Raw genomic sequence first — 23,762 nt, 5'->3', positions numbered from 1 at the left:
ATTTTTTTATAAAAACATCATCTCTTCAAAATTTCCTAAAATCTTCACATCTTGGGAGATACTGACGAAACAATTAGGATCCACTTCATTAATAATTTCTTCTAACGTTTCCATTTCATGATTAGTGATTACGGCAATAATAATTGCATGATTTTGATGGTTATACGCTCCTTCAGCATCTCTAATAACTGTCATTCCTCGAGTCAATTGCTCTTGAATTTTAGGAATTACCACATCTGGATTTTTAGTCACAATCATGACTTGGACTTTTTTATATTTTGTATAGACTAAATCTGTGACCTTACCACTTACAAAAATAGATAATAAACTGTAAAAGGCATATGGCCAACCAAATAAATAGCCAGCTGTAAATACAATGGTACCATTGATCACCATAGAAATAACTCCCACACTTTTACCTGTTAACTTTCTCAGCCCAATAATAACAATATCTAAACCACCTGTTGTTATTCCATGCTTTAAAGCAATGCCTAAAGATAAGCCATTCATTGCCCCACCAAAAATAGCACAAATAATTGGATCTTTAATCAAGACAACCGTTGGTACAAAATGAACTGCTAATGAGGCAAAGGTTACACTTATAATAGTGTATACAACTAATTTATGATCAATTTTAATCCACGCAATCACCAGTAAAGGTAAATTTAGCATGTAATAAATAACTGATATTGGAATACTTACCTGAAACCATCTGTCCATAATCGTTGTAAATATTTGAGAAATCCCTGTTAATCCTCCAGCATAAATATGAGCTGTTTGCCAAAAGAAATTTAAGGCTATCGCATATAAAAATGCATAGACTGTGACAACAGTTAATTTCGTTGCATTTTTGCGCATCCACTCTTGATTTAATACATTTAACACTCAACCACTTCCGTTCTATTCTATAATTTCTCTCCTTTTAACTGTTATCTTTAAGATAGCACAAAAGAGACTGAGCAACAATCTCAGTCTCTAAGGGAATCCTCTTGTTTGTGAGTAGACTAGAATTGAATATCTAATTCTACTTCTTTTTCAACAGCTTCTAATAAAGAACCATCTATTAATAAAGCAGTTGCTTTTTCTAACTCATCGTACATTTCAATTTCTTTATCTAATTCGATAAAGTCAACAGATTTTCTGAATGTTTCGTAAGCTGCTTTAGTTCCTTTACCTAAGTCACCATTTTCTAAACGGAAGTCTAAAGCTTGACAAGCAGCCATAATTTCAGTTGCAACAATACGACGAGAGTTTTTAACGATTTCTAATGCTTTACGTGCTGCAGTAGTTCCCATACTTACAAAGTCTTCTTGGTTTTCACAAGATGGAATTGAGTCCACACTTGCTGGGTGAGACAAGATTTTGTTTTCTGATGCTAATGAAGCAGCAGCATATTGTGTAATCATGAAACCTGAGTTCAATCCTGGGTGTTTAACCAAGAATGATGGTAAACCACTTAATTGTGAGTTTACTAAACGTTCTACACGACGTTCAGATACATTTCCGATTTCTGAAGCAGCAATTCCTAAGAAGTCAAATGGTTGTGCCATTGGTTCTCCGTGGAAGTTACCACCTGAAATAACATCTCCACTACGAGTAATAATTGGGTTATCTGTTACAGAGTTAATTTCAATTTCAACTTTTTCTTTCACGTAAGCAATACTATCTTTACTTGCTCCATGAATTTGAGGGATACAACGTAATGTATAAGGATCTTGTACACGTTCACGAGTTGCTGGTGTAGTTAATGTACTACCTTCAATTAGGTGACGAATGTTACGTGCAGTAGCTAATTGTCCGCTTTGAGGACGGATAATATGTAAATCTTCATCAAAGGCATTGTAGATACCATTGTGAACTTCTAATGATAATGCTCCTGCTACGTCAGATAATTTAAGTAATTGGATAGCATCATAAGTTGCTAATGCTCCAATACCTGTTAATACAGTTGTACCGTTAATTAATGCTAAGCCTTCTTTTGCTACTAATTGAATAACTGGAACGCCAGCTTTTTCCATTGCTTCTTTCCCTGTCATTAATTCACCTTTGTAATAAGCACGGCCTAAACCTAACATTGGAAGAACCATGTGAGATAATGGTGCTAAGTCTCCTGAAGCTCCTAATGATCCTTTACCAGGAATATGAGGAACAACGCCTTTATTTAACATGTTCATTAATGTGTTAATAGTGCTTAAACGAATACCTGAGTAACCTTTAAGTAATGAGTTAATACGGATTAACATAACAGCACGTACCACATCTTCAGCTAAAGGTTCACCAAAACCACTTGAGTGAGTTCTGATTAAGTTTTCTTGTAGTTGTGTACAATCATCTTTATCAATACTTACGTTACATAATGAACCAAATCCAGTTGTTACACCGTAAACTACTCGTTCGTTCTCTACAATATCATCAATAATTTTACGAGCAGCGTTTACTGCTTCAATTGCTCCATCAGATAATTCAACTGTAGCACCTTGGCGTGCAACCTCTACTACGTTTTCTAAAGTTAAATCGTTACCAGTTAAAATAATATTTTTTGACATAATGAACTCCTCCTACTATTCTCCAAATTCTTTTATCTGTTTATGGTTCCTGATTTATTTATGTTTATTCTGCTGCTTTGTTTGGGGTTTCTGGTGCTTTATCTGCTTTCCCTTTACCATTTAAAACAAAGTAAAGAATACTTGCAACGACAATACCAACTCCAGCAAAGATCAAGTTAATTTTAGCTGTAGCTGACACCATCCAAATACTTACCACTACACTTAAAATAGGAATAACAGGTCCAAATGGTAATCTAAAGGTTGGTTTAACTCCCATATCTTTTTTACGTAAAACAATGACTGCTAAAGCTGTTGGAATGTATTGAATGAAACGCATTACCACACTTAGTTCAGCTAATTGTTCAAATGAACCACTTAATACAAGCATACCTGCTAAAATACCAGATACAACGATAGCCACAATTGGTGCTCCCCGGCGATTTTGTTTTGCAATCACGCTAGGTAATAATCCTTCGTCTGCAATTGAAGCTGCATAACGTGGAACCATCATAGAATCTCCCATGTTCAATCCACCAATAGAAACTAATGCACCAATCGCAATTAAGTACTTACCAGCAGGTCCAATCATTTTCATGAAGGCATCTTGAACTGGTGATACTCCGTTCATAATGCTTGGTCCAAGCATTGCAATTGTTCCGACTAAAATAATAAAATAGAAGAATGATACTGCAATAATTGACATTAAAATTGCTCTAGGTACATTTTTCTTCGCATTTCTCATTTCACCAGCCACAATTGGTAAAGCTTCAAATCCAATGAAGGCATAAAATACGATTAATGAGGTAGAAGCCATAGATTGAGATAGACTAACACCTGGTTTTAATTGTAAGAATGGGGTAAAATGCCCATGTTGGAATCCATATTTAATAAAGAATAAGCTACAAATTGAAAATGCCACAATTGGAATCAGTTTAGCAACGGTAATAACCACTGTAAATGTTTTAGAAGTTTTCACCCCAAAACTATTAATAACTGATAGAACAATCAACAGTAAAATACTTACCATAGTTTCTTTTCCAGCTACTTGAGGGAACAAAGCTACTAACAACTTAGCAAATCCTGCTGCCATAGCTGACCAAGCAATAACCGTTACAATCCAACCAAGTAATCCAACGTTAAATCCAATAAAATCACCAAAGGCTGCTTTAGAATACTGGAAAGCACCACCATTTTTACTGAAATATCCTGCCACTTCCGCAAAACATAAAGCAAGTAATAATACCAATAGCACATCGGCTAATAGAGCTACAATAGATGCCGGCCCCATTCCATCGTAAATACGTTGAGGTAAAAGAAATATTCCTGATCCAATAACTGCGTTAATTCCGTATAGTGTTGCACCGGTTAGACTAAATTTAGCCTTTTCATTTTCCTGACTCATTTGAGAATCTCCTCTCCAAATCCTTGTTTTGGGTACTTGTTAAAAGTTTATTCAAGTCATGCAACTGGCTTTTATAAACTAGTGACTGTATTTGATTCTTAGACAAGTAGGACATCATTCTTATAGATAACACTATCCACAAATGAAATCCTCTAACCTGATAGAGCAATCTTTAACATTACTCTTTTCAAATTCATAAAAAGCCAACAAGCGGTTTTTATCTGTACTTTTTAAACATTCAACAAGTTATTCACTGCTAGAAAAAGTGCATCAATCATAAAAACATCCGCGAAAAACAACTGTGTTTCTTTAATTTTTTAATCTTATGCTGGCTTTTATTGCTAGAGGTTTGTGTATAGATGTCATATTTGGCGCTAAAGTAAGGGTAACCGGTTCAGATAACTCTGATAAATACAAACTATCCCCTTTAGTTAACTTATAACTGCTGTTTTTACCATGTTGACACACGGAGACATCAATAAAATCTTCTAACGAATAAAATAAATAATCTTGATTTGGTTCTAATTGCTGTTCTAATACTTGCGTAAGTACTTCTAAACTACCTTCATACCCTTCTTGATACATCAAGTTAAAATCCACACAAGTCCCAATACTTTTAGTTGGATTTTTCCCTTGAAAACTATCTTGTTCCAGTGGTCCAAGTTCTACAACTCGCTGCCCAGTTGGCTCATCATGAAATAGGGTGACATTCCCTTCTAAAATCATAATGTCTCGGTTAAACCCTGTCAGATCGCTGAAGTTACTTTCATTTAACTCCACTGTTGCTGAGGATAGACGGTAATCAAATTGACGATTGTTATAATCACCTGAAGCTGGTGAGAGAACAAGTTCCCTTGTCTCTCCACCACTCCAAGTACTTACGTGATAATCCTCTTCGGTAAGTCGACGTATATTCATTTCAGTTTTACTCCTTTTCTAGAATAACCCTGTAATGACTCCTGACTCATCCACATCTATTTTTTCTGCCGCTGGAACTTTTGGTAAACCTGGCATTGTCATAACTGCTCCAGTTAACGCTACAATGAATCCAGCTCCTGCTGAAACTTTTAAATTACGAATAGTAATAGTAAAGTCAGTTGGTCGACCTACTAAAGTCGCATCATCAGAGAATGAGTATTGAGTTTTAGCCATACAAATTGGATAGTTGCCAAAGCCTAAACGCTCTAATTCAGTTAATTCTTTACGAGCAGCTTTAGTTAACTCAACACCTTTACCTCCGTAAACCTTTTGAACAATTTTATTTAATTTTTCTTCAATACTATCTTCTTCATCATAAACAAAACTGAAATTATTTTCTTTTTCTGCTAACTCAGCCACTTTTTCTGCTAGTTCAACACCGCCTTCGCCGCCTTTACCCCATACATCAGATAAGACAACATCTACTCCACGTTCTTGACAAGCTTTATAAACAGCTTCAAGTTCAGCATCTGTATCAGTTGGGAATTTATTAATTGCCACAACTACTGGAAGTCCATATACATCTTGAATATTTTCTAAGTGTTTTTCTAAGTTTGGTAGACCTTTTAGTACTGCTTCAACATTTTCAGGCCCTAATTCTTTCTTAGGAATGCCACCATGCATTTTAAGAGCACGAATAGTTGCTACTAAAACAACTGCTGATGGCTTCAAATCAGCTAATCGACATTTAATATCGATAAATTTCTCTGCTCCTAAGTCAGCACCGAATCCACCTTCTGTGATAACGTAGTCTGCATATTTCAAGCCCATTTTTGTTGCTAAAACACTGTTACAACCATGAGCAATATTAGCGAATGGTCCACCATGAATTAAAGCTGGTGTATGTTCTAATGTTTGAACAATATTTGGGTGAATAGCATCTTTTAATAAAGCTGTTAAAGCTCCTTCTGCTTTTAGATCACCTGCTGTAACAGGTTCTCCTTCAAAAGTATAAGCTACAATCATTTGACGTAATTTATCTTTTAATTCAGTAATATCATTTGCTAAACATAATACTGCCATGATTTCAGAAGCTACTGTAATGTCATAACCATCTTCTCTTGGCACACCATTTACTCGGCCTTGTAAACCATTCACAATGTGACGTAATTGACGATCGTTCATGTCAACTACACGTTTCCAAGTAATTTTACGGCTATCAATGCCTAGTGCATTACCATGATGAATATGGTTATCTAACATTGCAGCTAATAGGTTATTAGCTGCTCCAATTGCATGGAAGTCACCTGTAAAGTGTAAGTTAATATCTTCCATTGGAACTACTTGGGCATATCCTCCACCAGCTGCTCCACCTTTTACACCAAAAACTGGTCCTAAAGATGGTTCACGAACTGCAAGTACTGCTTTTTTACCAATCTTAGTGAATGCATCTGCTAATCCTACAGAAGTAGTTGTTTTTCCTTCTCCGGCTGGAGTTGGTGTGATAGCTGTAACTAAAATTAATTTACCATCTGGTTCATTTTCTAGTTTTTTCAGTTGATTCACATTTAATTTAGCTTTGTATTTACCATACATATCTAGTTCATCTTTTTCGATTCCTAGAGTTGCTGCTACTTCTTCAATTGGTTTCATTTCTGCTTTACTTGCGATTTCAATATCTGATAAATGTGCCATTGTTTCTATTCCCTGCTTTCTTTAGTCTCCTAATTTAACCTTAAAACCTTAACCTTAAAAACTTCTACCTATTATGTGTGACTAAATAATTGCATAAAACAATCAGAATATTACCAATTCATTGATTAAACAATTTCTAAAATTTCTTCATATATTTTATCTGCTAAAGCACAACCTTCTTTTAAGATAACTTCTCCTTCAGTCCGGTATTCTTTAACAAATTCTTCATCTTTAATACTTGATAAATTAATCAAAACATTTAACCAAGCACTTTGTAAGCCTGATTTTAGAGAAAGTGCTGCAACACCTAAGTCACTAGCTGCATTTGTATTAGATTTACCAATTGCACGATCTGTAATTCTTAACATTTCAAGCATTGCTTCCATCATACTATATGGAGATTTAGCTGCTCCTTTTAAAGCTACTTGCATAGCTTCTCTTCTTTTAGCCTTATCTTCATCTGTTTCTTTTGGCATGCTGAAAACTGCTGATACATCATTAAATGCTTCTGTATCTTTATCGATAGCTTTTAATAGCCAATCCTGAGCATCTGTTGCATCTTTTAAGACTTCTTTCATTTCTGCATCGTACTCAGCATATTTTTTCTTTCCTATAGTAAGTTGAGCAACCATCATAACTAAAGATGCTCCCATAGAAGCTGATAAAGCTGCTGCTGAACCTCCACCTGGTGCTGGAGCATCAGAGCCTAATGTTTGCATAAATTCTGTAATTTGCATATCAACTAATTTCATTGGTAAATTCTCCTATCCTAATAAGTGATTTTCTAGTACTTGTTTACCATAATCAAAGTCTTCAATTTGTAAGTAGTATTCAGCGCAATCAATTAATGCTTTGGCTGGAGTTAAACCAATTACTTCACTTCCAATAATGTTAACGCCGTAACGTTTAGCTTCCATGCGAATTGTTTCAAATGTTCTATATAAAGGAGTTCCTTCGAAGTTAACCATGTTCATGGAAACTTGAGCAATGTTACGATCTTCAAGCATTACGCCAATTCCTTTACAATATTTAAATCCGCCGCCTGAAGCACGAATGATTTTAGCAATTTTATTAGCAATAGTAATATCATCTGTATCTAAGTTTACGTTAAAGGCAACTAATGGCATTCTTGCACCAACTGCTGTAATTCCAGCTGTTGGGTGAATTTTACGTTCACCAAAGTCTGGCGCCCATTCTTCTTGTTGTAATTTTTCAGGCATTCCTTCAAATTGACCTTTACGAACTTTAGCTAAGTTTTTACGAGCTGGAGTTGCTGCTGATTCTTCATATAAGAAGATTGGAATATTTAATTCATCATTAATACGTTTAGCAACTTTTTTAGAAATTTCAATACATTCTTCTGTCGTAATATCTTTAATAGGTACAAAAGGTACAACGTCTGTTGCTCCCATACGAGGATGTTCCCCGTGATGTTTAGTCATATCAATATTTTCACTTGCATATTTTACTAAACGAAAAGCAACTTCTTGAATGCCTTCTTCATCCCCTACTAATGTAAAAACACTACGGTTATGACTTGCATCTGATGAGTGGTCTAACAAAGTAACCCCATTAACACTTTTTGCAGTTTCAACTAAGCCATTGATAACTTCTTGATTTTGTCCCTCGCTAAAGTTTGGAATACATTCGATTAATCTTGCCATGATTTGATACGTCCCTTCATCTATTTTTTCTTTTTAAAGTTTTTAACACTTATTAAATTTTTGTATAAAATGTTCCAGTTACATGTAAAGTAAGCGCTTTCTATAAATGTAAATGATCTTCGATAAACAGATATGATTGGGTGTTTGTTTAACCATTTTTTATAGTTTTCCTTCATACTTTATAAGCTAAAATCACTCTATACATAAAAAAATTATTGTTATTAAATTTTTAAACGTACAACTTTTATTCAGTTGTTATGACTTATTCCAAAATTCCTCCATTTCTTAGTTGTTCTTTATTTACGTTTAGGTAACGCTTTCAACTGAGTTAAGAATAACATTGCACCTATACACTGTCAACGCCTAAAATTAATGAAAACATCTTTCTTCAATTATTTATCAATTTTTTTATCATACTTTTTTCAAACTATTTTATTTTGGAAAATTGCTTTAATTTTTTACTACTTATTCTGATATTTATTTTTTGACACTTGTTTGACGGAACAACCTTATAGTTATAATTTAGCATTGTAAGCGCTACATATTTTAATGTTTGATTTTTTATAACTAAGTCAATTTATGAAGACAAATAGGTTTATATTAACTTATAGCCAATTACTTTTACTTTTTTCTCTAATGACAAATTTGTCTTTGTTGCAGCAGCTCATTCTTGAGTTTGCTTAAACAAAAGAAATAAACTAGAGATCATTAACAAATAAAACTCAAATTTGACGTTTAATAGATTCATTTTTTATTTTTTATACCTGTTAAAAAAAACAAAAAAAATATTTATTAAAATGAGAAAGTTTTAATTTTAGGTTAATTCTAATACCATTGATTGTTTTTATAAAAAAAAACAATCAATTACTATATTCTTATGAGGTGAATGATATGAAAAGATATGTTTTATTAATCGATTTTGGTAGTACCTTTACCAAATTAACTGCAGTAGATTTAAAAGAAACTAACATTCTAGCTACTGCTAAAAGTACTACTACTGTTACCAGTAATATTATGGAAGGATTTCATGCAGCATTAGCCCTATTAAAAGAAAAATTACCTAAACCGATTAGTTTTGATGAGCAATTAGTCTGCTCTTCTGCTAGAGGTGGATTTAGAATGGTAGCCATTGGTTTAACTCAAGATTTAACTGCCGAAGCTGCTAAACGAGCGGCTCTAGGAGCAGGCACGCGGATTTTAAAAACTTATAGTTACCGATTGTCTGATGACGATATAAAGGAGATGAACGATTTAGATCCTGATATTATCTTACTGACAGGAGGAACCGATGGAGGAAATATTAACTTTTTAACTTATAATGCTAAAAAACTGACAGAACTAACCTCTACTATTCCTATTGTTTTTGCTGGAAATAAATTTGCTATTCCTGAAGTTCAAACTATTTTTAAAGAAAGCCATTTATCTGTTTTTTATACTGAAAATGTGATGCCTAAAATTAATATGCTACATGCTGGACCTACTCGTAATATTTTGCGTCAAATTTTCATGGAAAAAATTATTGAATCAAAGGGTTTGCAAGATGTTTATCAATTAACTGAAGAACCTATTTTACCTACTCCTACTGCTGTCTTACATGCTGCATCTTTACTGTCAAAAGGCTATGAGGAAGAAAAAGGCTTAGGGGATTTAGTTGTATTAGATATCGGCGGTGCTACTACTGACCTTCACTCTATCGCTACTGGTAAACCTACTAATCCAAGTATTCGGGTAGAAGGTCTACAGGAACCAGTGGAAAAAAGAACTGTAGAAGGAGATTTAGGGATGCGTTATTCAGCTCTAAGTCTTTACGAAGCAACTCCCACTGAACTTTTTCACTATTATTTAGATACAACTACAGATTTGTCTAAAGACTTACTTCATACAGCCTGTCAAAAACGAAGTCAAGATCCTTGGTTTGTTCCTACTTCTCCTGTAGATAGACAAATTGATGAAGCAATGGCAAAAATCGCAACTGACTTAGCTTTTTCACGTCATGTTGGACATTTGCGCCAAGAAAAAACTCCTACTCGTTTTATTTATTATCAAAACGGTAAAGATTTAAGTGGTATTAAGGCAGTTATTGGAACAGGTGGAGTCTTAGTCCATAGCCTAGTTACCGAATCTATTTTAAAAGCTTGTCAACCAAAAGCTAGTGAACTCCATAGTTTAAAACCGAAAGCTCCTGATTTTTATGTAGACCGTACTTATATTTTATCTGCCATGGGGTTACTAGGAGATCACTATCCAAAAGAAGCTTTACAATTAATGAAAAAATATTTGATTCACTTATAAAAAAACTCCCTCAGATTAAACTCTGAGGGAGTTTCATTTTAATTAACTACACCAAAAATATGTTGCAATTTATTAATTTCAAACACATCACAATAAGGATTTAGATGAGATATTGCTTGCTTGTAATACTCAATCGGCTCTTGATCCATCACAGTGTGTAACAATTCCTGTAAAGAATCTTTTTGGCTTAGTTCATTACTAATAATAGCTTCTGCATAATAAACTGTGCCTAAATCTCTTGGATTAGATAAGGAATCAGAATATTTTTTAGAACTGACAATGCAATCAAAAGCTTTATCATAGCGTTGCTCTTCCAAGTAAACAAGAGACATGTAAGCATCTAATTGAGGTCTTTTCCATAAAGAAGAGAAATTTTCATATAAAGCGTAAGCTTTTTTTAAGTATTTTTTAGCTTGCTCATAATTAGCTAAAGCGTAATAACTTGCACCGGTATTAATGTAAAAAACAGATAAACTAGAATAGGATCCTTTATCTTCGCACAAATCAATCGCTTTTTGGTACATCTTTAAAGCTGCTAAATAATTCCCTTGAATATGTTCAATCTCTCCTAAATAATTATAAGAAGCTGCAATGTTGATTGAATATTTTTTCATAATTTCTTCTGTTAGAGTAAAGGTATTAATTGACTCTTTTAATAATTTGTCTGCCAAAGTGAAATTACCTATCATCATATAATACAAACCTTTTAGCCGTAATAAAATACCAATAGACTCATGGTTATTAGCCATAATAGCTGCATCTAAGGCAAGTTCGATATATTTAGACATCTCTTTTGCATCATCTACTTGAATGCAATAATAAACTAACTGTTTATAGCCAGATAACAAATACTCTTCATTATTAAATTCTTTCGCCTTATCAATCACGCGCTCAATATCCTTAATACCTTGCTCGTATTCTCCGTACCGAATAAAGTAACGACCTTCTAAATACAAAAATTTAATAATAAGTAGTTGAAAATCTTCTGAGCTTTGATACTCTTCTTCTAAACTAGTTAATTTTTGTTTTAAACTATCAAACTGATCAAAAATCGTCACTTGATCAATTCCGGTACTATTTTCCACTGGTAAGTAACATTTATTATAAACAGGAAATAACTCATGTTGAAAACCTAAATAATTATGCAAATAGCGTAACTGAAAATCTAGGGCTCGTAAATCATTTTTAGCCTGTTCATAGTGATGAGCAATTTTAGCATACATTAAAATATCTTGATTAGAGCCATTAGTTTGCAGATTATTCTCTAAAACTTCAGCAACTTTTCCATGGAAAATCCGCTTTTTAGCTAAAGACTGATTAAGATAAATATACTCTCTTAATTTAGCATGGGTAAATTTAACAAAGATTTGGTCATTTTCCATGTATTCTTTTAAGATATTTTTATTTACCAAATCCTCAACAATATTGACAATATCAATTTGCTCTTTCCCTAAGATATCTGATAATACTTTAAGAGGTGCTTGATCGTAAAAGTACGAAGCGACACTCACCACTTCTCTTTCATCTGGAGTTAGATACATGAAACGTTTTCTCAAAGCATCTTGCATTTTTACTGTCATCACGTCAAACTTAGCATTGGTTTCTAATAAAGAGATATACTCAATTAAAAAGAATAGATTGCCTTCTGTGTGAGCAAAAATATTTTGAATTAGCGTGTCTGTCAACTCTAATTTCGGTAATTTTTTTTGAATAAATTCCTTAGTTTCTTCCATTGTAAAAGGCATTAGTTTAAGTGTAGTCAACTTATCATAAGAACTCATAGAAGCACAAAAACTATCCATGCTTTCATTAGATTCATTCCGTGCTGTAAACATAAATAATGCTTCATTAGAATTTAAATGTAACATCACACTAGTTAATAATGAATAACTAGTCGAGTCTAGCCACTGAATATCATCGAACATAATGACTAATTTTTTTACCTCTGACACTTTTTTTATTGCTTCAATAATCACTTGTTCTAATAAGCTTAATTTAACTAGCTCCTGATTTTCTAGAAAAGTAATATCTGGTAGATGATCATCAAAATCTGGAAATACCTTTGAAATAACTTCTTGCCATAGCTTAGGTTGAATCATTTCTTCATTTTTTATAATTTGTGACAACTTTTCAATAATTTGTTTCCAAGGTCTTAGGGCATGTCGTTGTTCCGCTTGATAACACTGAGTTTCTAAAATGAAAAAATCACTTTGGACATTATCCAACACCCGGTTACTTAACGAACTTTTCCCAACTCCTGCATCTCCGGTAATCACCACAGATTGATACGGCTGATTTTTGAAAAAGCGGGCAAAATTTCGTTCTAGGAAATTAATTTCTTTCGCACGACCATAAAACAATGAAGTAAATCGGTTAATCTCCATATAAGTATGCTGATTAATAATTTCTAAAGAGTGCTCATAAATTTCTCGTGTTTGTACGCCTGGATTAATTCCTAACTCTACTTTTAATAAGTTAGCTAAAGAGTAATAAGTTTCGATGACCTTACCATTTCGATCTTGATCTTGATAAAATTGCATTAACAGTTGATAATTTCGTTCATCAAATTCATCAATGGTAATTAATTTTTGAATGTTTTTTTCCACATCACTAACTTGGTTCATCTCAATGTCTTCTTCGACTTTTCTAAAACATTCTCGCACAAACTTTTTTTCATAGAAATTACGCATTTTAACAGTCCAAAGCTCATAATCTTCAGATTCTTTTACAAAAAAGCCTTTTAAAAATTCCCCTTGATAGTAATCTAAATTTTCTCTTGGATTTTTTAAAAAGCAATCAATATCGCTAGTAATATCTAATTCTTCATTTAATACAAGTAACACTTTATTAGGAGAGCTGATAAAGTCATCTCCTAACATTTTATTAGCTTGGTAAATGGTGTTTCTTAAATTTTTCTTCGCATTTTTTTCCGTTTTATCAGGCCAAAGTAGCCCAGCTGCTTCATCCCGACTCACTGTTTTATTCACGACTAAATAGTAAATTAATGCATTGATTTTAGAAAATGAGAAAATAAGTGGTTCTCCATTTAAACTAACTTGTGGATTTCCAAATAACTGACAAAATACTTGATTCTTCATAAAATCATCCTTATCTTTTTTCCTTATACTAAAAAAACGCCTTCAAACAAACCTAATTCTAACCTAAATAAAGAAAAAGGGCACAGCTGTTGTGTGTTAAACAACAACTAGTTAACTACCATCCACTCGTTTTTGTAAGCCTTTTAAAAAAACAAGTTACTAAATATAACTATCAAATTGTTGATAATGTTTAATAAATTGATGAAACATAGCCTCATCATAGCTAAAATCAATAAAGCAACCCAAACATAAATAGTTGGAACTAGGATCCATGACTGCTTTAAAATAGCTTAATTCAATGGTTTCATCCCAAATTAAAAGGGTTTCACTTTCTTGTAAGGTAATACATTCTTTTAAATACTTATTACTTGGCGTTAGGTCAACATCTACAAGTGGACTAAGAGACACGATCAATAAGACTTGTTGCTTGGTTAGCTGATAAGCACAACAATCTTTATGGCTAAACAAACGCAACTGACAATGAACAAAATTTCTGTGAATTAAATTAAAACCAGAGCCAATTCCTTCAATCTCAGTTAAAGATTCGCCAGATAACTGAAGAACTTGAAAAGGTCGTAACTGATCCACAAGTGATTGGTTCCTAATTTGTTGTTTTAACGTCATTTGATTGGCTAACGTGACAAATGTTCTTTGATAGTTAGGTAGTTGTGTAAAAAAAGAAGAGTGATTATATAACACTGTCTTTGATACCCTTACATCAAAATTTTGTTGGTCAAACGTCGATGAAACTGGGAACCGTATGACTTCAAAGCTATCCCCACCATACCAAGTATCAGCAGGATAAACCTTTGGATTTAATTTTATATATGACATACGAAAAATCCCTACCTTTTTCATTATACCGTAAATAAAAAATCTCTCAACGACTAATTTTAAATTAATCGCTAAGAGACTTTCTTATCTAGCTTTTCTATAATTTAGTATAAATTACCGAACAACTTGACGATCTTTAACGACTAACTCACCATTTTTATAGACTTCACTTACTAAATTAGTAGCGAAGAAGTACAGTGGATAATCAATATTTGGTGCGTCAAATATTGTAATATCTGCTTGTTTTCCTTGATCAAAACTACCAATGCTATTTTCTCGTGCTACTGCATAAGCAGCATTAATGGTTACAGCGTTAAATACTTGAATGGGTGTTAATTGTAAAGCAAAACAGCCTAACTGCATAATAAATTGCATATTTGCTGTTGGACAACTTCCTGGGTTACTGTCTGTTGATAAAGCAACAGCTAAACCACCTTCCAACATTTTTTTAGCAGGTGCATAAGTATCTTTCATTAAACTGAAAGTAGTTGCTGGTAAAATATTGGCAATCACATTGCCTTCTCGCATTTTAGCAATTCCAGTATCTGTAATAGCCATTAAATGCTCAGCACTAGTTGTCTGTAGTTCCCCAGCTAACTCCGTTCCGCCAATTGCATCGATTTCATCTGAATGAATTTTTAATTTCAAGCCGACTTCTCTTGCCGCTTCTAAAATTTGACGAGACTCTTCTGCTGTAAATACCCCTGTTTCACAGAAAACATCACAAAAATCTGCCAAGTTTTCTTCAGCAACTTTTGGAAGCATTTCTTCTATTATTAGTTGAATAAATCCTTCTCTATCTTCTTTAAATTCTGGTGGAACAGCATGAGCTGCCATGAATGTAGAAACCAAGTCCATTGGATGGCTATTATTTAAGGCTTTTACTACTTCTAATTGGCGTTTTTCAACTTCCCAATTTAACCCATAGCCACTTTTAGCTTCTACTGTTGTTACACCATGTGTTACAAAATAATCTAACAGTTTAGCTGATTTGTCGTATAACTCTTCAAAAGAAGATTCTCGAGTTGCTTTTAGAGTACTTAAAATTCCTCCACCTTCTTTTAAAATATCTAAATAGCTAACACCATTTAATTTTTTAGAAAATTCATGCTCTCTGCTGCCTCCGTAAACTAAGTGGGTATGAGAGTCAACTAACCCTGGAGAAGCAATTTTTCCTTTATAAGAAACTAATTTGGTTAAAGGCCCTACTAAAGATTGATCTGGTTCACCTGATCCTACGGCTAAAATATTGCCATCTTTTATAGCAATGTAACCATCATCAATAATATTAGCTTCAGACATTTCTTCTCCTCTCAATGGATGTCCCTTATCAATGGGAGAAAAAATCTGATTGAAATGAACTAAAATTTTATCTGCTATCAACACAGTCACCTTCCTAATTCTTTTTTAATATATAAAAAAATAGATGATACTTATTTTTTATTTCCTTTATATATTATATAATTAATTAGAATTAATGATAACTGAAAGGTATCTAATTTACGTCAAAAAAAGAAAGCGCTTTATATTTTAGCAAAAAAAAAAAGTTTTTCATGAGATAGACACTTTATTGACTGTCTCCTTGTATGATTAGGCCATAACCTAAAACCTATGATACTAAAACGCATGTGACTGACCAATTGAACACTTTTTATTCTAACCAACTAAAAAGTGTTCTCTTATGATTAACAACTAACATTATTATTTACATTATTTAGGAGGATTAACAATGACTTATAACATTAACAATCTTGACATTAGTAATGCAATGACAATCAAATTAGATGACGTTTTACCAGAAATGCCTAAATTTGAAGAAGGCATTCGTCGGGCACCTGACCGTGGTTTCCGTTTAACAGAAGAACAAACTAAACTAGCTTTAAAAAATGCTCTACGTTATGTTCCTGAACAATTCCATGATCAAATGATTCCTGAATTTTTAGAAGAGTTAACAACTCGTGGACGTATTTACGGCTATCGTTGGTATCCAAAAGGAAAAGTTTACGGTAAACCAATTGATGAGTATAAAGGAAATTGTACTGCTGCTAAAGCAATGCAAGTAATGATTGATAATAACTTAGACTTTGATGTAGCTTTATATCCTTATGAATTAGTTACTTACGGAGAAACAGGTTCCGTTTGTGCAAACTGGATGCAATATCAATTAATCAAAAAATATTTAGAAGTTATGACAGACGAACAAACATTAGTAGTCGAATCTGGACACCCTCTTGGTTTGTTCAAATCTAAAAAAGACGCGCCTCGTGTTGTTATTACAAACGGCTTACTTGTTGGTGAGTATGACAACATTGAAGACTGGGAAATTGCTGAACAAATGGGTGTAACTAACTACGGACAAATGACTGCTGGTGGCTGGATGTACATTGGACCTCAAGGAATTGTTCACGGTACATTCAATACTTTACTAAATGCTGGTCGTTTGAAACTAGGTTTAGCTGATGATGAAGATTTAACTGGTAAATTATTTATTTCTTCTGGTCTTGGTGGTATGAGTGGTGCACAAGGAAAAGCTGGAGAAATTGCTAACTCAGTAGCCATTATTGCTGAAGTTGATAAATCTAGAATTGATACTCGTCTAGAACAAGGTTGGATTAGTAACCTAACTGAAACACCTGAAGAAACAATGAAACTTGCTCAAGAATATATTGATAAAAAAGAAACAACTTCTATTGCTTTCCATGGTAATATTGTTGACTTACTTGAGTATATTGACCAAAATGATATTCATGTTGATCTATTATCTGACCAAACATCTTGTCATAACGTTTATGAAGGTGGCTACTGCCCTGCTGGCATTACCTTTGATGAAAGAACTCGCTTACTAGCTGAAGATCAAAAAACATTCAGAAAATTAGTAGATGAAACTCTTGAACGTCATTATAAAGCAATTAAATCTTTAACATCTAAAGGAACTTATTTCTTTGACTATGGTAACTCATTTATGAAATCTGTTTATGATTCAGGTATTAAAGAAATTTCTAAAAATGGTTACGATGATAAAGACGGATTCATTTGGCCTTCATATGTTGAAGATATTATGGGACCTATGTTATTTGACTACGGTTATGGACCATTCCGTTGGGTATGTCTAAGTGGTAAACACGAAGACTTAGTAGCAACTGACCATGCTGCTATGGAAGTGATTGACCCAACTCGTCGTTATCAAGACCGTGACAACTACAACTGGATTAGAGATGCTGAGAAAAACCAATTAGTAGTGGGAACTGAAGCTCGTATTCTTTATCAAGATGCTATGGGACGTGTAAATGTTGCCCTTAAATTTAATGAAATGGTTCGTGAAGGAAAAATCGGTCCTGTTATGATTGGTCGTGACCACCATGACGTATCAGGGACAGACTCTCCATTCCGTGAAACTTCTAACATTAAAGATGGTAGTAACGTTTGTGCTGATATGGCAACACAATGTTATGCAGGAAATGCTGCTCGTGGTATGAGTTTAGTTGCTCTTCATAACGGTGGTGGTGTTGGTATTGGTAAATCTATCAATGGTGGATTTGGTTTAGTTTTAGATGGTAGTGAATTAGCTGATGAAATCATTAAATCTGCTATTGCTTGGGATACTATGGGCGGAGTAGCTCGTCGTAGCTGGGCTCGTAATGAACATGCTATTGAAACATCTATTGAATACAATGCTACTCGTGAAGGAACAGACCACATTACTATTCCTTACTTAGCTGATGAAGCAAAAGTATCTGATGCTGTAGCTAAAGTATTTAATAAATAATAGAAAATAAACCTATCTTGTCAAAAAGATAGATAAAAAGAAAGTGAGCTTCCAATTATAACTTTGGAAGCTCACTATTTTATTTTTATCTATCTAAATATTTATAACGTAATTCCTCAAAAAAGCTATGAGGCAAGTTAAGTCCCTCTTTGGCAAATCCTAATACACTTCCGTAATGCTCCTTGACTGTGGTAAACATATGATCTAAATAATTAGGTTTCACATACAACATCGTTTCTAAACTTTTAAGTTGTTCCTCATTGACTTGATCTTGCTCCTTAGTTTCTTTTAAAATCAGTTCATTAGCTTCTCTTCTATCTTGATTAGTTTTTAAATAATCTCGGTAAATATCTTCTTTAGAAACATCTAAAAAACTAAAAAACAAAGCTGCCGCTACACCAGTTCGGTCTTTCCCAGCAAAACAGTGGAATAAACTTACCTGTTGGGTATCCACTAAACCTTCAAAAAATTCTTGATAACCTTTTTTAGCACTAGGCAACAAGACTAACTCTTCATAAATCCGCAGCATATACTCTTCAGCCAAGTCAGCATGAGCCATTAACTGAGAAAAGCTTGAGGTAATCTCTTGATTATCACGAAATAAATCAATAGGAATGTAGCTTAATTGCTTAGAAAAATCATTAGGCCGTTGATTAATTTCTCCCTCACTTCTAAAATCAAAAATTCGCTCAATATGATAAGTTTCAGTAATCCGTTTCTTTTCCTCTTCGGATAACTGAACCGGTTCTCCGCTTCTAAATAATTTACCTGTTTTAACTTGTTGATTATCCCCTGTATAAATGCCACCTAAATCTCTAAAATTGACTAGTTTTTCCATTTTACCACCTAATTCCATTCTATTTTTTCTATCATAGCATAGCTTTTTTATAAATAAATTAATTTAGTATGATGTTTTACGTAAAATTGTTTGCCATTGAACCTGTTCATAAAAGGGAGTATCATAAAGTTAGGCTATCTGACAAAATTTATTGCCAGAACCAATAAAAAGGAGTGTTTTATATGCTAAAAGCTTGTACAACTGTCTTAGTTGGGAAAAATGCTACCATTGACGGTTCAACTATTATGGCAAGAAATGACGATACTTTCTTACCCTATAATCCTCAACGTTTCTTTATTCAACCTGCTGAAACCCTAACGGATACTCATTATGTTTCCAATCTAAACGGACTCACTACTACTTTACCTGAAAATGGCTACCGATATCAAATCGTCCCTAATGTGGAGATTGAAAAAGAAGGCTTTTTCGGAGAATCAGGCTTTAATGAAAAAAATGTTGGCATGAGTGCAACAGAAAGTGTTTATGCTAATGAGCGTGTATTAGCTCATGATCCACTGATTTCAAACGGCATTGCTGAAGATTCGATTATGCTACTTGTGTTACCCTACATCCATTCAGCTCGCCATGGAGTAGAATATTTAGGTAAATTAGTTCATGACTTAGGTTCTGCTGAAGGCAATGGGGTAATTTTTAGCGACAAAGAGGAAGTTTGGTATATGGAAATCGTTACAGGCCATCATTGGGTAGCCCAACGAATTCCAGATGATTCTTATGCAGTGATTGCTAATCAAGTAGCTCAACAACAAATTGATTTTAATGATCCGACTAACTACATGTGGTCAGAAGGAATTCAAGAATTTGTAGAAACCTATCAGTTAAATCCTGATTTTAATGGATGGAATTTCCGCCGAATTTTTGGAACGGACACACAAAAAGATCGGCACTATAACACTCCCCGTGTTTGGTTTGGTCAAAAATATCTCACACCTAGCGTGGAGCAAGACCCTATGTCTAGTGAACTACCCTTCTTGAGAAAACCAACTAAAAAAATTAGTTTAGAAGATGTACAATATATTTTAAGTTCTCATTACAATGAAACGGTCTACGATCCTTATGGCTATGGCACAGAAAAAGAGAAAAAATTATTCCGTCCTATCTCCTTAAATAGAACGCAAAACTCTCATGTTATGCAAGTAAGAAATCATGTTCCTGATGATTTAGCTCCGATAATGTGGTTATCGGTAGGAGTGCCTAGTTATACGCCTTACTTACCTTTTTATGGAAATATCAATCAAGTCCATTCAAGTTTTAGTCATACTCATTTACATTGGCAAATCACAGATGCTTATTGGATGTACCGAACAGTTACAGCCTTAGTTGAAGGGCATTATAGCGAGTTAATCCAATCTGACATTGATTATCTCAAAGATTGCCGGGAAGAATTACATCGCTTCATCCAAGAAACAGATGAGCAGGCTCAAACATTAACTAATGATCAGTTAACACATTATTTAACTGAACAAAATCAAGTTATCGTTGATAAAATGGAAAAGAAAACCTTGCATTTTATTGGAGAATTAGTACAACATAGTATTGATTTATCTAAATTAACTTTTAATATCGATGTTAACTTGTAATTAATGCTAAAAAGTCTTGCTGAATAAGTTTTTCTTATTCAGCAAGACTTTTTTCACTTCATCTAAATATGTACCTTAGTCAAAACTTAAAAAACGAGTCGTATCATCCATATATTCTTTTTCTCCAGGAAGAGATTCGATTGACCCAACTACCATTTGTGCTCGTAATTGCCACTCTTTTGGTATATTCCACTGAGCTGCGACTTGTTCATCAATCACTGGGTTATAGTGTTGCAAATTAGCACCTATATTTTGCTCAGCTAAAGCAGTCCAAACATTCGCTTGAGTTAACCCACTAGCTTGTTCTGACCAAATAGGAAAATTAGCTGCATATAGCGGAAATTGTTCTTGTAAGTGTGTAACAACAGCTTGATCTTCAAAAAACAATAATGTTCCGTAGCCTTTAGCAAAACTAGCTAATTTAGCTTGGGTTCCAGAGAAAGCTTCTGGTGGTGTTAATGGTTTTAAAGCAGCTTCTGTTATTTCCCATAACTTCTTGTGAGCATCTCCAAAAAGAAAAACTACTCGCTGAGTTTGAGAGTTAAAAGCTGATGGACTTTCCTTTACTACTTCTTTTACTAATGTTACTAAGTCCTGTTGGTTAATACTTAATTTATCTCCTAAATCATAAATAGACCGACGTTTTTTTAATGCTGTTAAAAATTGAGATGTCATATTAATCCCTTCCTTTGTTTATCATTTGATAGACTTATTATATATACTTACTTTTAATAAGTAAAGAGTTTTATCTTATTTTTAGTAAGTTTTTTAGATCGATTAAAAAAAACAAGCTAGTTCTATATTAGAACTAGCTTGTTTTACAATTTATCCTAATTTATAAGACTTACATGAAGTCATGAGATGTTCTAGAGATAACATCTGCTTGTTGTTCAGGTGTTAAATCTCTAAATTTAACCGCATATCCTGATACCCGAATTGTTAAGTTTGGATATTTTTCAGGATGTTTTTGTGCATCTAACAATAACTCGTTAGTAAAGACGTTGACATTGATATGGTAACCACCTTTATCAAAATAGCCATCTAAAACATTGCGTAAGTTATTAATACGTGTTTCATCATCTTTTCCTAAACCATTTGGATTGATTGTTTGGGTATTAGAAATACCATCTAACGCATGAGTATAGTCCAGACGAGCTGTTGAATTTAAAGAAGCAAGTAAGCCATGTTTTTCTCCTAAGAATTTACCATCTCGGTAACTTGGGTTAGCTCCTGGTGCTAAAGGTTTTCCTGCACGACGACCATCTGGAGTGTTTCCTGTTGCTTTTCCGTACACCACATTTGATGTAATTGTTAATAGAGATGTAGTTGGTGTTGAATTACGGTAAGTATGATGACGTTTAATTTGATTCATAAAGTAAGTTAAAATCCAATTAGCCATATCATCTGCTTCTTTTTGATCATTTCCATAAGTTGGGAACTCATTAGCTGGTACATAATCAATCGCCATACCATCTTCATCACGAATAACTTTAACATTACCGTGTTTAATAGCCATAATACTATCTGTTGCATGTGAAATTCCAGCAATTCCTGTTGCAAACGTTCTTCTTAAATCGCTATCCATTAACGCAAGTTGTGGAGCTTCATAAGCATATTTATCATGCATATAGTGGATAATGTTTAAAGTATTTACATACAGTTCAGCTAACCAATCTAAGATATCAGTATATTTTGACATAAAGTCTTCAAAATCAAGAGTATCTCCTGTCATTGGACGGAAATTAGGAGCAACTTGCATTTTAGTTTTTTCATCTACTCCACCGTTAATCGCATATAAAACAGCTTTAGCTAAGTTAGCACGAGCACCGAAAAATTGCATATCTTTTCCGATAACAGTAGCAGAGACACAACAAGCAATTCCACAATCATCTGAACCCCAGTTAGCACGTAATAAATCATCGTTTTCAAACTGGATAGAAGAACTTTCTTTCGCAATTTTAGCTGAATAAGTTCTAAATCCTTCTGGTAAATGAGAAGAATATAACACAGTTAAGTTAGGTTCTGGTGAAGGTCCCATGTTAGTTAAGGTGTGTAAAATACGGAAATCATTTTTAGTAACAAGAGAACGTCCATCTAATCCCATACCAGCAATAGATAAAGTTGCCCAAATTGGATAACCTGAAAACAGCTGATTATACTCAGGTGTTCTTGCAAATTTAACCATACGTAGTTTCATAATCAAATGATCAATCAACTCTTGTGCCTCAAACTCGGTAATGACACCATTGTCTAAATCACGTTGGATATAAATATCCAAAAATGCTGAGATACGTCCAATTGACATGGCTGCACCGTTTTGAGATTTAATTGCTGCTAAATAACCAAAGTAAGTCCATTGAATGGCTTCACTGGCGTTAGCTGCTGGTTTTGAAATATCAAAGCCATAAGAAGCTGCCATTTCTTTCATATCTGCTAATGCTCGGTACTGTTCAGAAATTTCTTCCCGTAAACGAATCACATCGTCATTCATTTCTTTATAACCAGTTAATGCATGATCTTTTTTCTTTTGTTCCATTAAAAAGTCAATACCGTATAAAGCAATCCGGCGATAATCTCCAATAATTCGGCCGCGTCCATAAGCATCAGGAAGACCTGTAATGATTTTGTTTTTACGAGCTAGACGCATTTCTGGTGTGTAAGCGTCAAATACTCCTTGGTTGTGAGTTTTACGAAAATCCGTAAAAATTTTACTCATCTCTTCGTTTGTTTCATAACCATTTGATGTTAAGGCATTTTGGGCCATTTTGATGCCGCCAAATGGCATGAAGGCTTGTTTTAATGGCACATCAGTTTGTAGTCCAACAATTTTTTCTTCTGTTTGAATTAAGTAACCTGGTTGGTGAGAGGTAATCGTAGCTGGAATATCAACATCCATATCATAGACACCATTTTTTTGGTGTTGTACTTCAAATAGTTCTTGTAGTTTAGTCCATAATTTATCTGTACTTGGAGCGATTGGTTCTAAGAAAGAATCATCCCCTTGATATTCTGTATAGTTATGTTGAATAAAGTCTCTTACATCGATGCTACTTTTCCAGTGGTCGCCTTTAAATCCTTGCCAAGCATTCATTCATTTTTCCTCCATGTCAT

General features: G+C 33.8%; 16 protein-coding genes. 3 read left to right on the top strand and 13 right to left on the bottom strand.

Features of this window, described 5'->3' with window-relative positions; genetic code table 11:
* Nucleotides 1–6: 6 nt before the first annotated feature.
* From C7P63_RS06570 to ftcD, 7 genes are all read right to left on the bottom strand, one after another.
* Nucleotides 7–858 carry a YitT family protein gene (locus C7P63_RS06570; RefSeq protein ID WP_125943445.1) on the bottom strand — a complete coding sequence of 284 codons (852 nt, stop codon included), beginning with the start codon at nucleotides 856–858 and terminating at the stop codon, nucleotides 7–9.
* Between the two features lie 146 nt (nucleotides 859–1,004).
* Nucleotides 1,005–2,546, bottom strand: a complete 1,542-nt coding sequence (hutH, locus tag C7P63_RS06565) for a histidine ammonia-lyase (RefSeq protein ID WP_125943361.1) — start codon at nucleotides 2,544–2,546, stop codon at nucleotides 1,005–1,007.
* A 64-nt stretch (nucleotides 2,547–2,610) separates the two neighbouring features.
* Entirely contained in the window at nucleotides 2,611–3,948 is a 1,338-nt protein-coding gene (locus C7P63_RS06560; RefSeq protein WP_125943360.1) for an APC family permease, read from the bottom strand.
* Between the two features lie 309 nt (nucleotides 3,949–4,257).
* Nucleotides 4,258–4,866: a HutD/Ves family protein gene (locus C7P63_RS06555; protein ID WP_125943359.1), complete on the bottom strand. Its 609-nt coding sequence runs from the start codon at nucleotides 4,864–4,866 to the stop codon at nucleotides 4,258–4,260.
* Between the two features lie 18 nt (nucleotides 4,867–4,884).
* Nucleotides 4,885–6,561 carry a formate--tetrahydrofolate ligase gene (locus C7P63_RS06550; protein ID WP_125943358.1) on the bottom strand — a complete coding sequence of 559 codons (1,677 nt, stop codon included), beginning with the start codon at nucleotides 6,559–6,561 and terminating at the stop codon, nucleotides 4,885–4,887.
* A gap of 125 nt (nucleotides 6,562–6,686) precedes the next feature.
* The gene (locus C7P63_RS06545; protein ID WP_125943357.1) at nucleotides 6,687–7,313 is read right to left on the bottom strand and encodes a cyclodeaminase/cyclohydrolase family protein; all 627 of its coding nucleotides are present in this window, start codon (nucleotides 7,311–7,313) and stop codon (nucleotides 6,687–6,689) included.
* 12 nt (nucleotides 7,314–7,325) lie between these two features.
* Nucleotides 7,326–8,225, bottom strand: a complete 900-nt coding sequence (ftcD, locus tag C7P63_RS06540) for a glutamate formimidoyltransferase (protein WP_125943356.1) — start codon at nucleotides 8,223–8,225, stop codon at nucleotides 7,326–7,328.
* An 891-nt stretch (nucleotides 8,226–9,116) separates the two neighbouring features.
* Here ftcD and glmL point away from each other — a divergent pair.
* Nucleotides 9,117–10,517, top strand: a complete 1,401-nt coding sequence (gene glmL, locus C7P63_RS06535; RefSeq protein WP_125943355.1) for a methylaspartate mutase accessory protein GlmL — start codon at nucleotides 9,117–9,119, stop codon at nucleotides 10,515–10,517.
* Nucleotides 10,518–10,555: 38 nt separating this feature from the next.
* On the opposite strand, the gene C7P63_RS06530 is transcribed toward glmL, so the two are convergent.
* The 3 genes from C7P63_RS06530 to hutI all read right to left on the bottom strand — a co-directional run bounded on the left by C7P63_RS06530 (nucleotide 10,556) and on the right by hutI (nucleotide 15,832).
* The gene (locus C7P63_RS06530) at nucleotides 10,556–13,615 is read right to left on the bottom strand and encodes an AAA family ATPase (protein WP_125943354.1); all 3,060 of its coding nucleotides are present in this window, start codon (nucleotides 13,613–13,615) and stop codon (nucleotides 10,556–10,558) included.
* A 159-nt stretch (nucleotides 13,616–13,774) separates the two neighbouring features.
* On the bottom strand, nucleotides 13,775–14,449 hold the full coding sequence (locus tag C7P63_RS06525; protein WP_165863792.1) for a HutD family protein: 675 nt from the start codon (nucleotides 14,447–14,449) through the stop codon (nucleotides 13,775–13,777).
* 114 nt (nucleotides 14,450–14,563) lie between these two features.
* Complete coding sequence (gene hutI, locus C7P63_RS06520) at nucleotides 14,564–15,832, bottom strand: imidazolonepropionase (RefSeq protein ID WP_125943444.1); 1,269 nt, start codon at nucleotides 15,830–15,832, stop codon at nucleotides 14,564–14,566.
* A 346-nt stretch (nucleotides 15,833–16,178) separates the two neighbouring features.
* Between hutI and C7P63_RS06515 the strand changes: the two genes are divergently transcribed.
* Nucleotides 16,179–18,215 (top strand): urocanate hydratase, encoded by a 2,037-nt coding sequence (locus C7P63_RS06515; protein WP_125943352.1) that lies wholly within the window; start codon nucleotides 16,179–16,181, stop codon nucleotides 18,213–18,215.
* 85 nt (nucleotides 18,216–18,300) lie between these two features.
* Here C7P63_RS06515 and C7P63_RS06510 read toward each other — a convergent pair whose 3' ends face one another.
* On the bottom strand, nucleotides 18,301–19,053 hold the full coding sequence (locus tag C7P63_RS06510; RefSeq protein ID WP_165863791.1) for a tyrosine-protein phosphatase: 753 nt from the start codon (nucleotides 19,051–19,053) through the stop codon (nucleotides 18,301–18,303).
* A gap of 182 nt (nucleotides 19,054–19,235) precedes the next feature.
* Here C7P63_RS06510 and C7P63_RS06505 point away from each other — a divergent pair, with 182 nt between their 5' ends.
* The gene (locus tag C7P63_RS06505; protein ID WP_125943350.1) at nucleotides 19,236–20,651 is read left to right on the top strand and encodes a C69 family dipeptidase; all 1,416 of its coding nucleotides are present in this window, start codon (nucleotides 19,236–19,238) and stop codon (nucleotides 20,649–20,651) included.
* 75 nt (nucleotides 20,652–20,726) lie between these two features.
* Here the strand turns inward: C7P63_RS06505 and C7P63_RS06500 are convergent, their stop codons facing one another.
* Nucleotides 20,727–21,326 carry a nitroreductase family protein gene (locus C7P63_RS06500; protein ID WP_125943349.1) on the bottom strand — a complete coding sequence of 200 codons (600 nt, stop codon included), beginning with the start codon at nucleotides 21,324–21,326 and terminating at the stop codon, nucleotides 20,727–20,729.
* 169 nt (nucleotides 21,327–21,495) lie between these two features.
* Nucleotides 21,496–23,742, bottom strand: a complete 2,247-nt coding sequence (pflB, locus tag C7P63_RS06495) for a formate C-acetyltransferase (RefSeq protein ID WP_125943348.1) — start codon at nucleotides 23,740–23,742, stop codon at nucleotides 21,496–21,498.
* Nucleotides 23,743–23,762: the final 20 nt, after the last annotated feature.

The organism is Vagococcus humatus, from assembly GCF_003950325.1.
GTDB classification, from domain to species: Bacteria; Bacillota; Bacilli; order Lactobacillales; family Vagococcaceae; genus Vagococcus_C; species Vagococcus_C humatus.
This window is presented reverse-complemented; position numbering and strand designations above follow the sequence as displayed.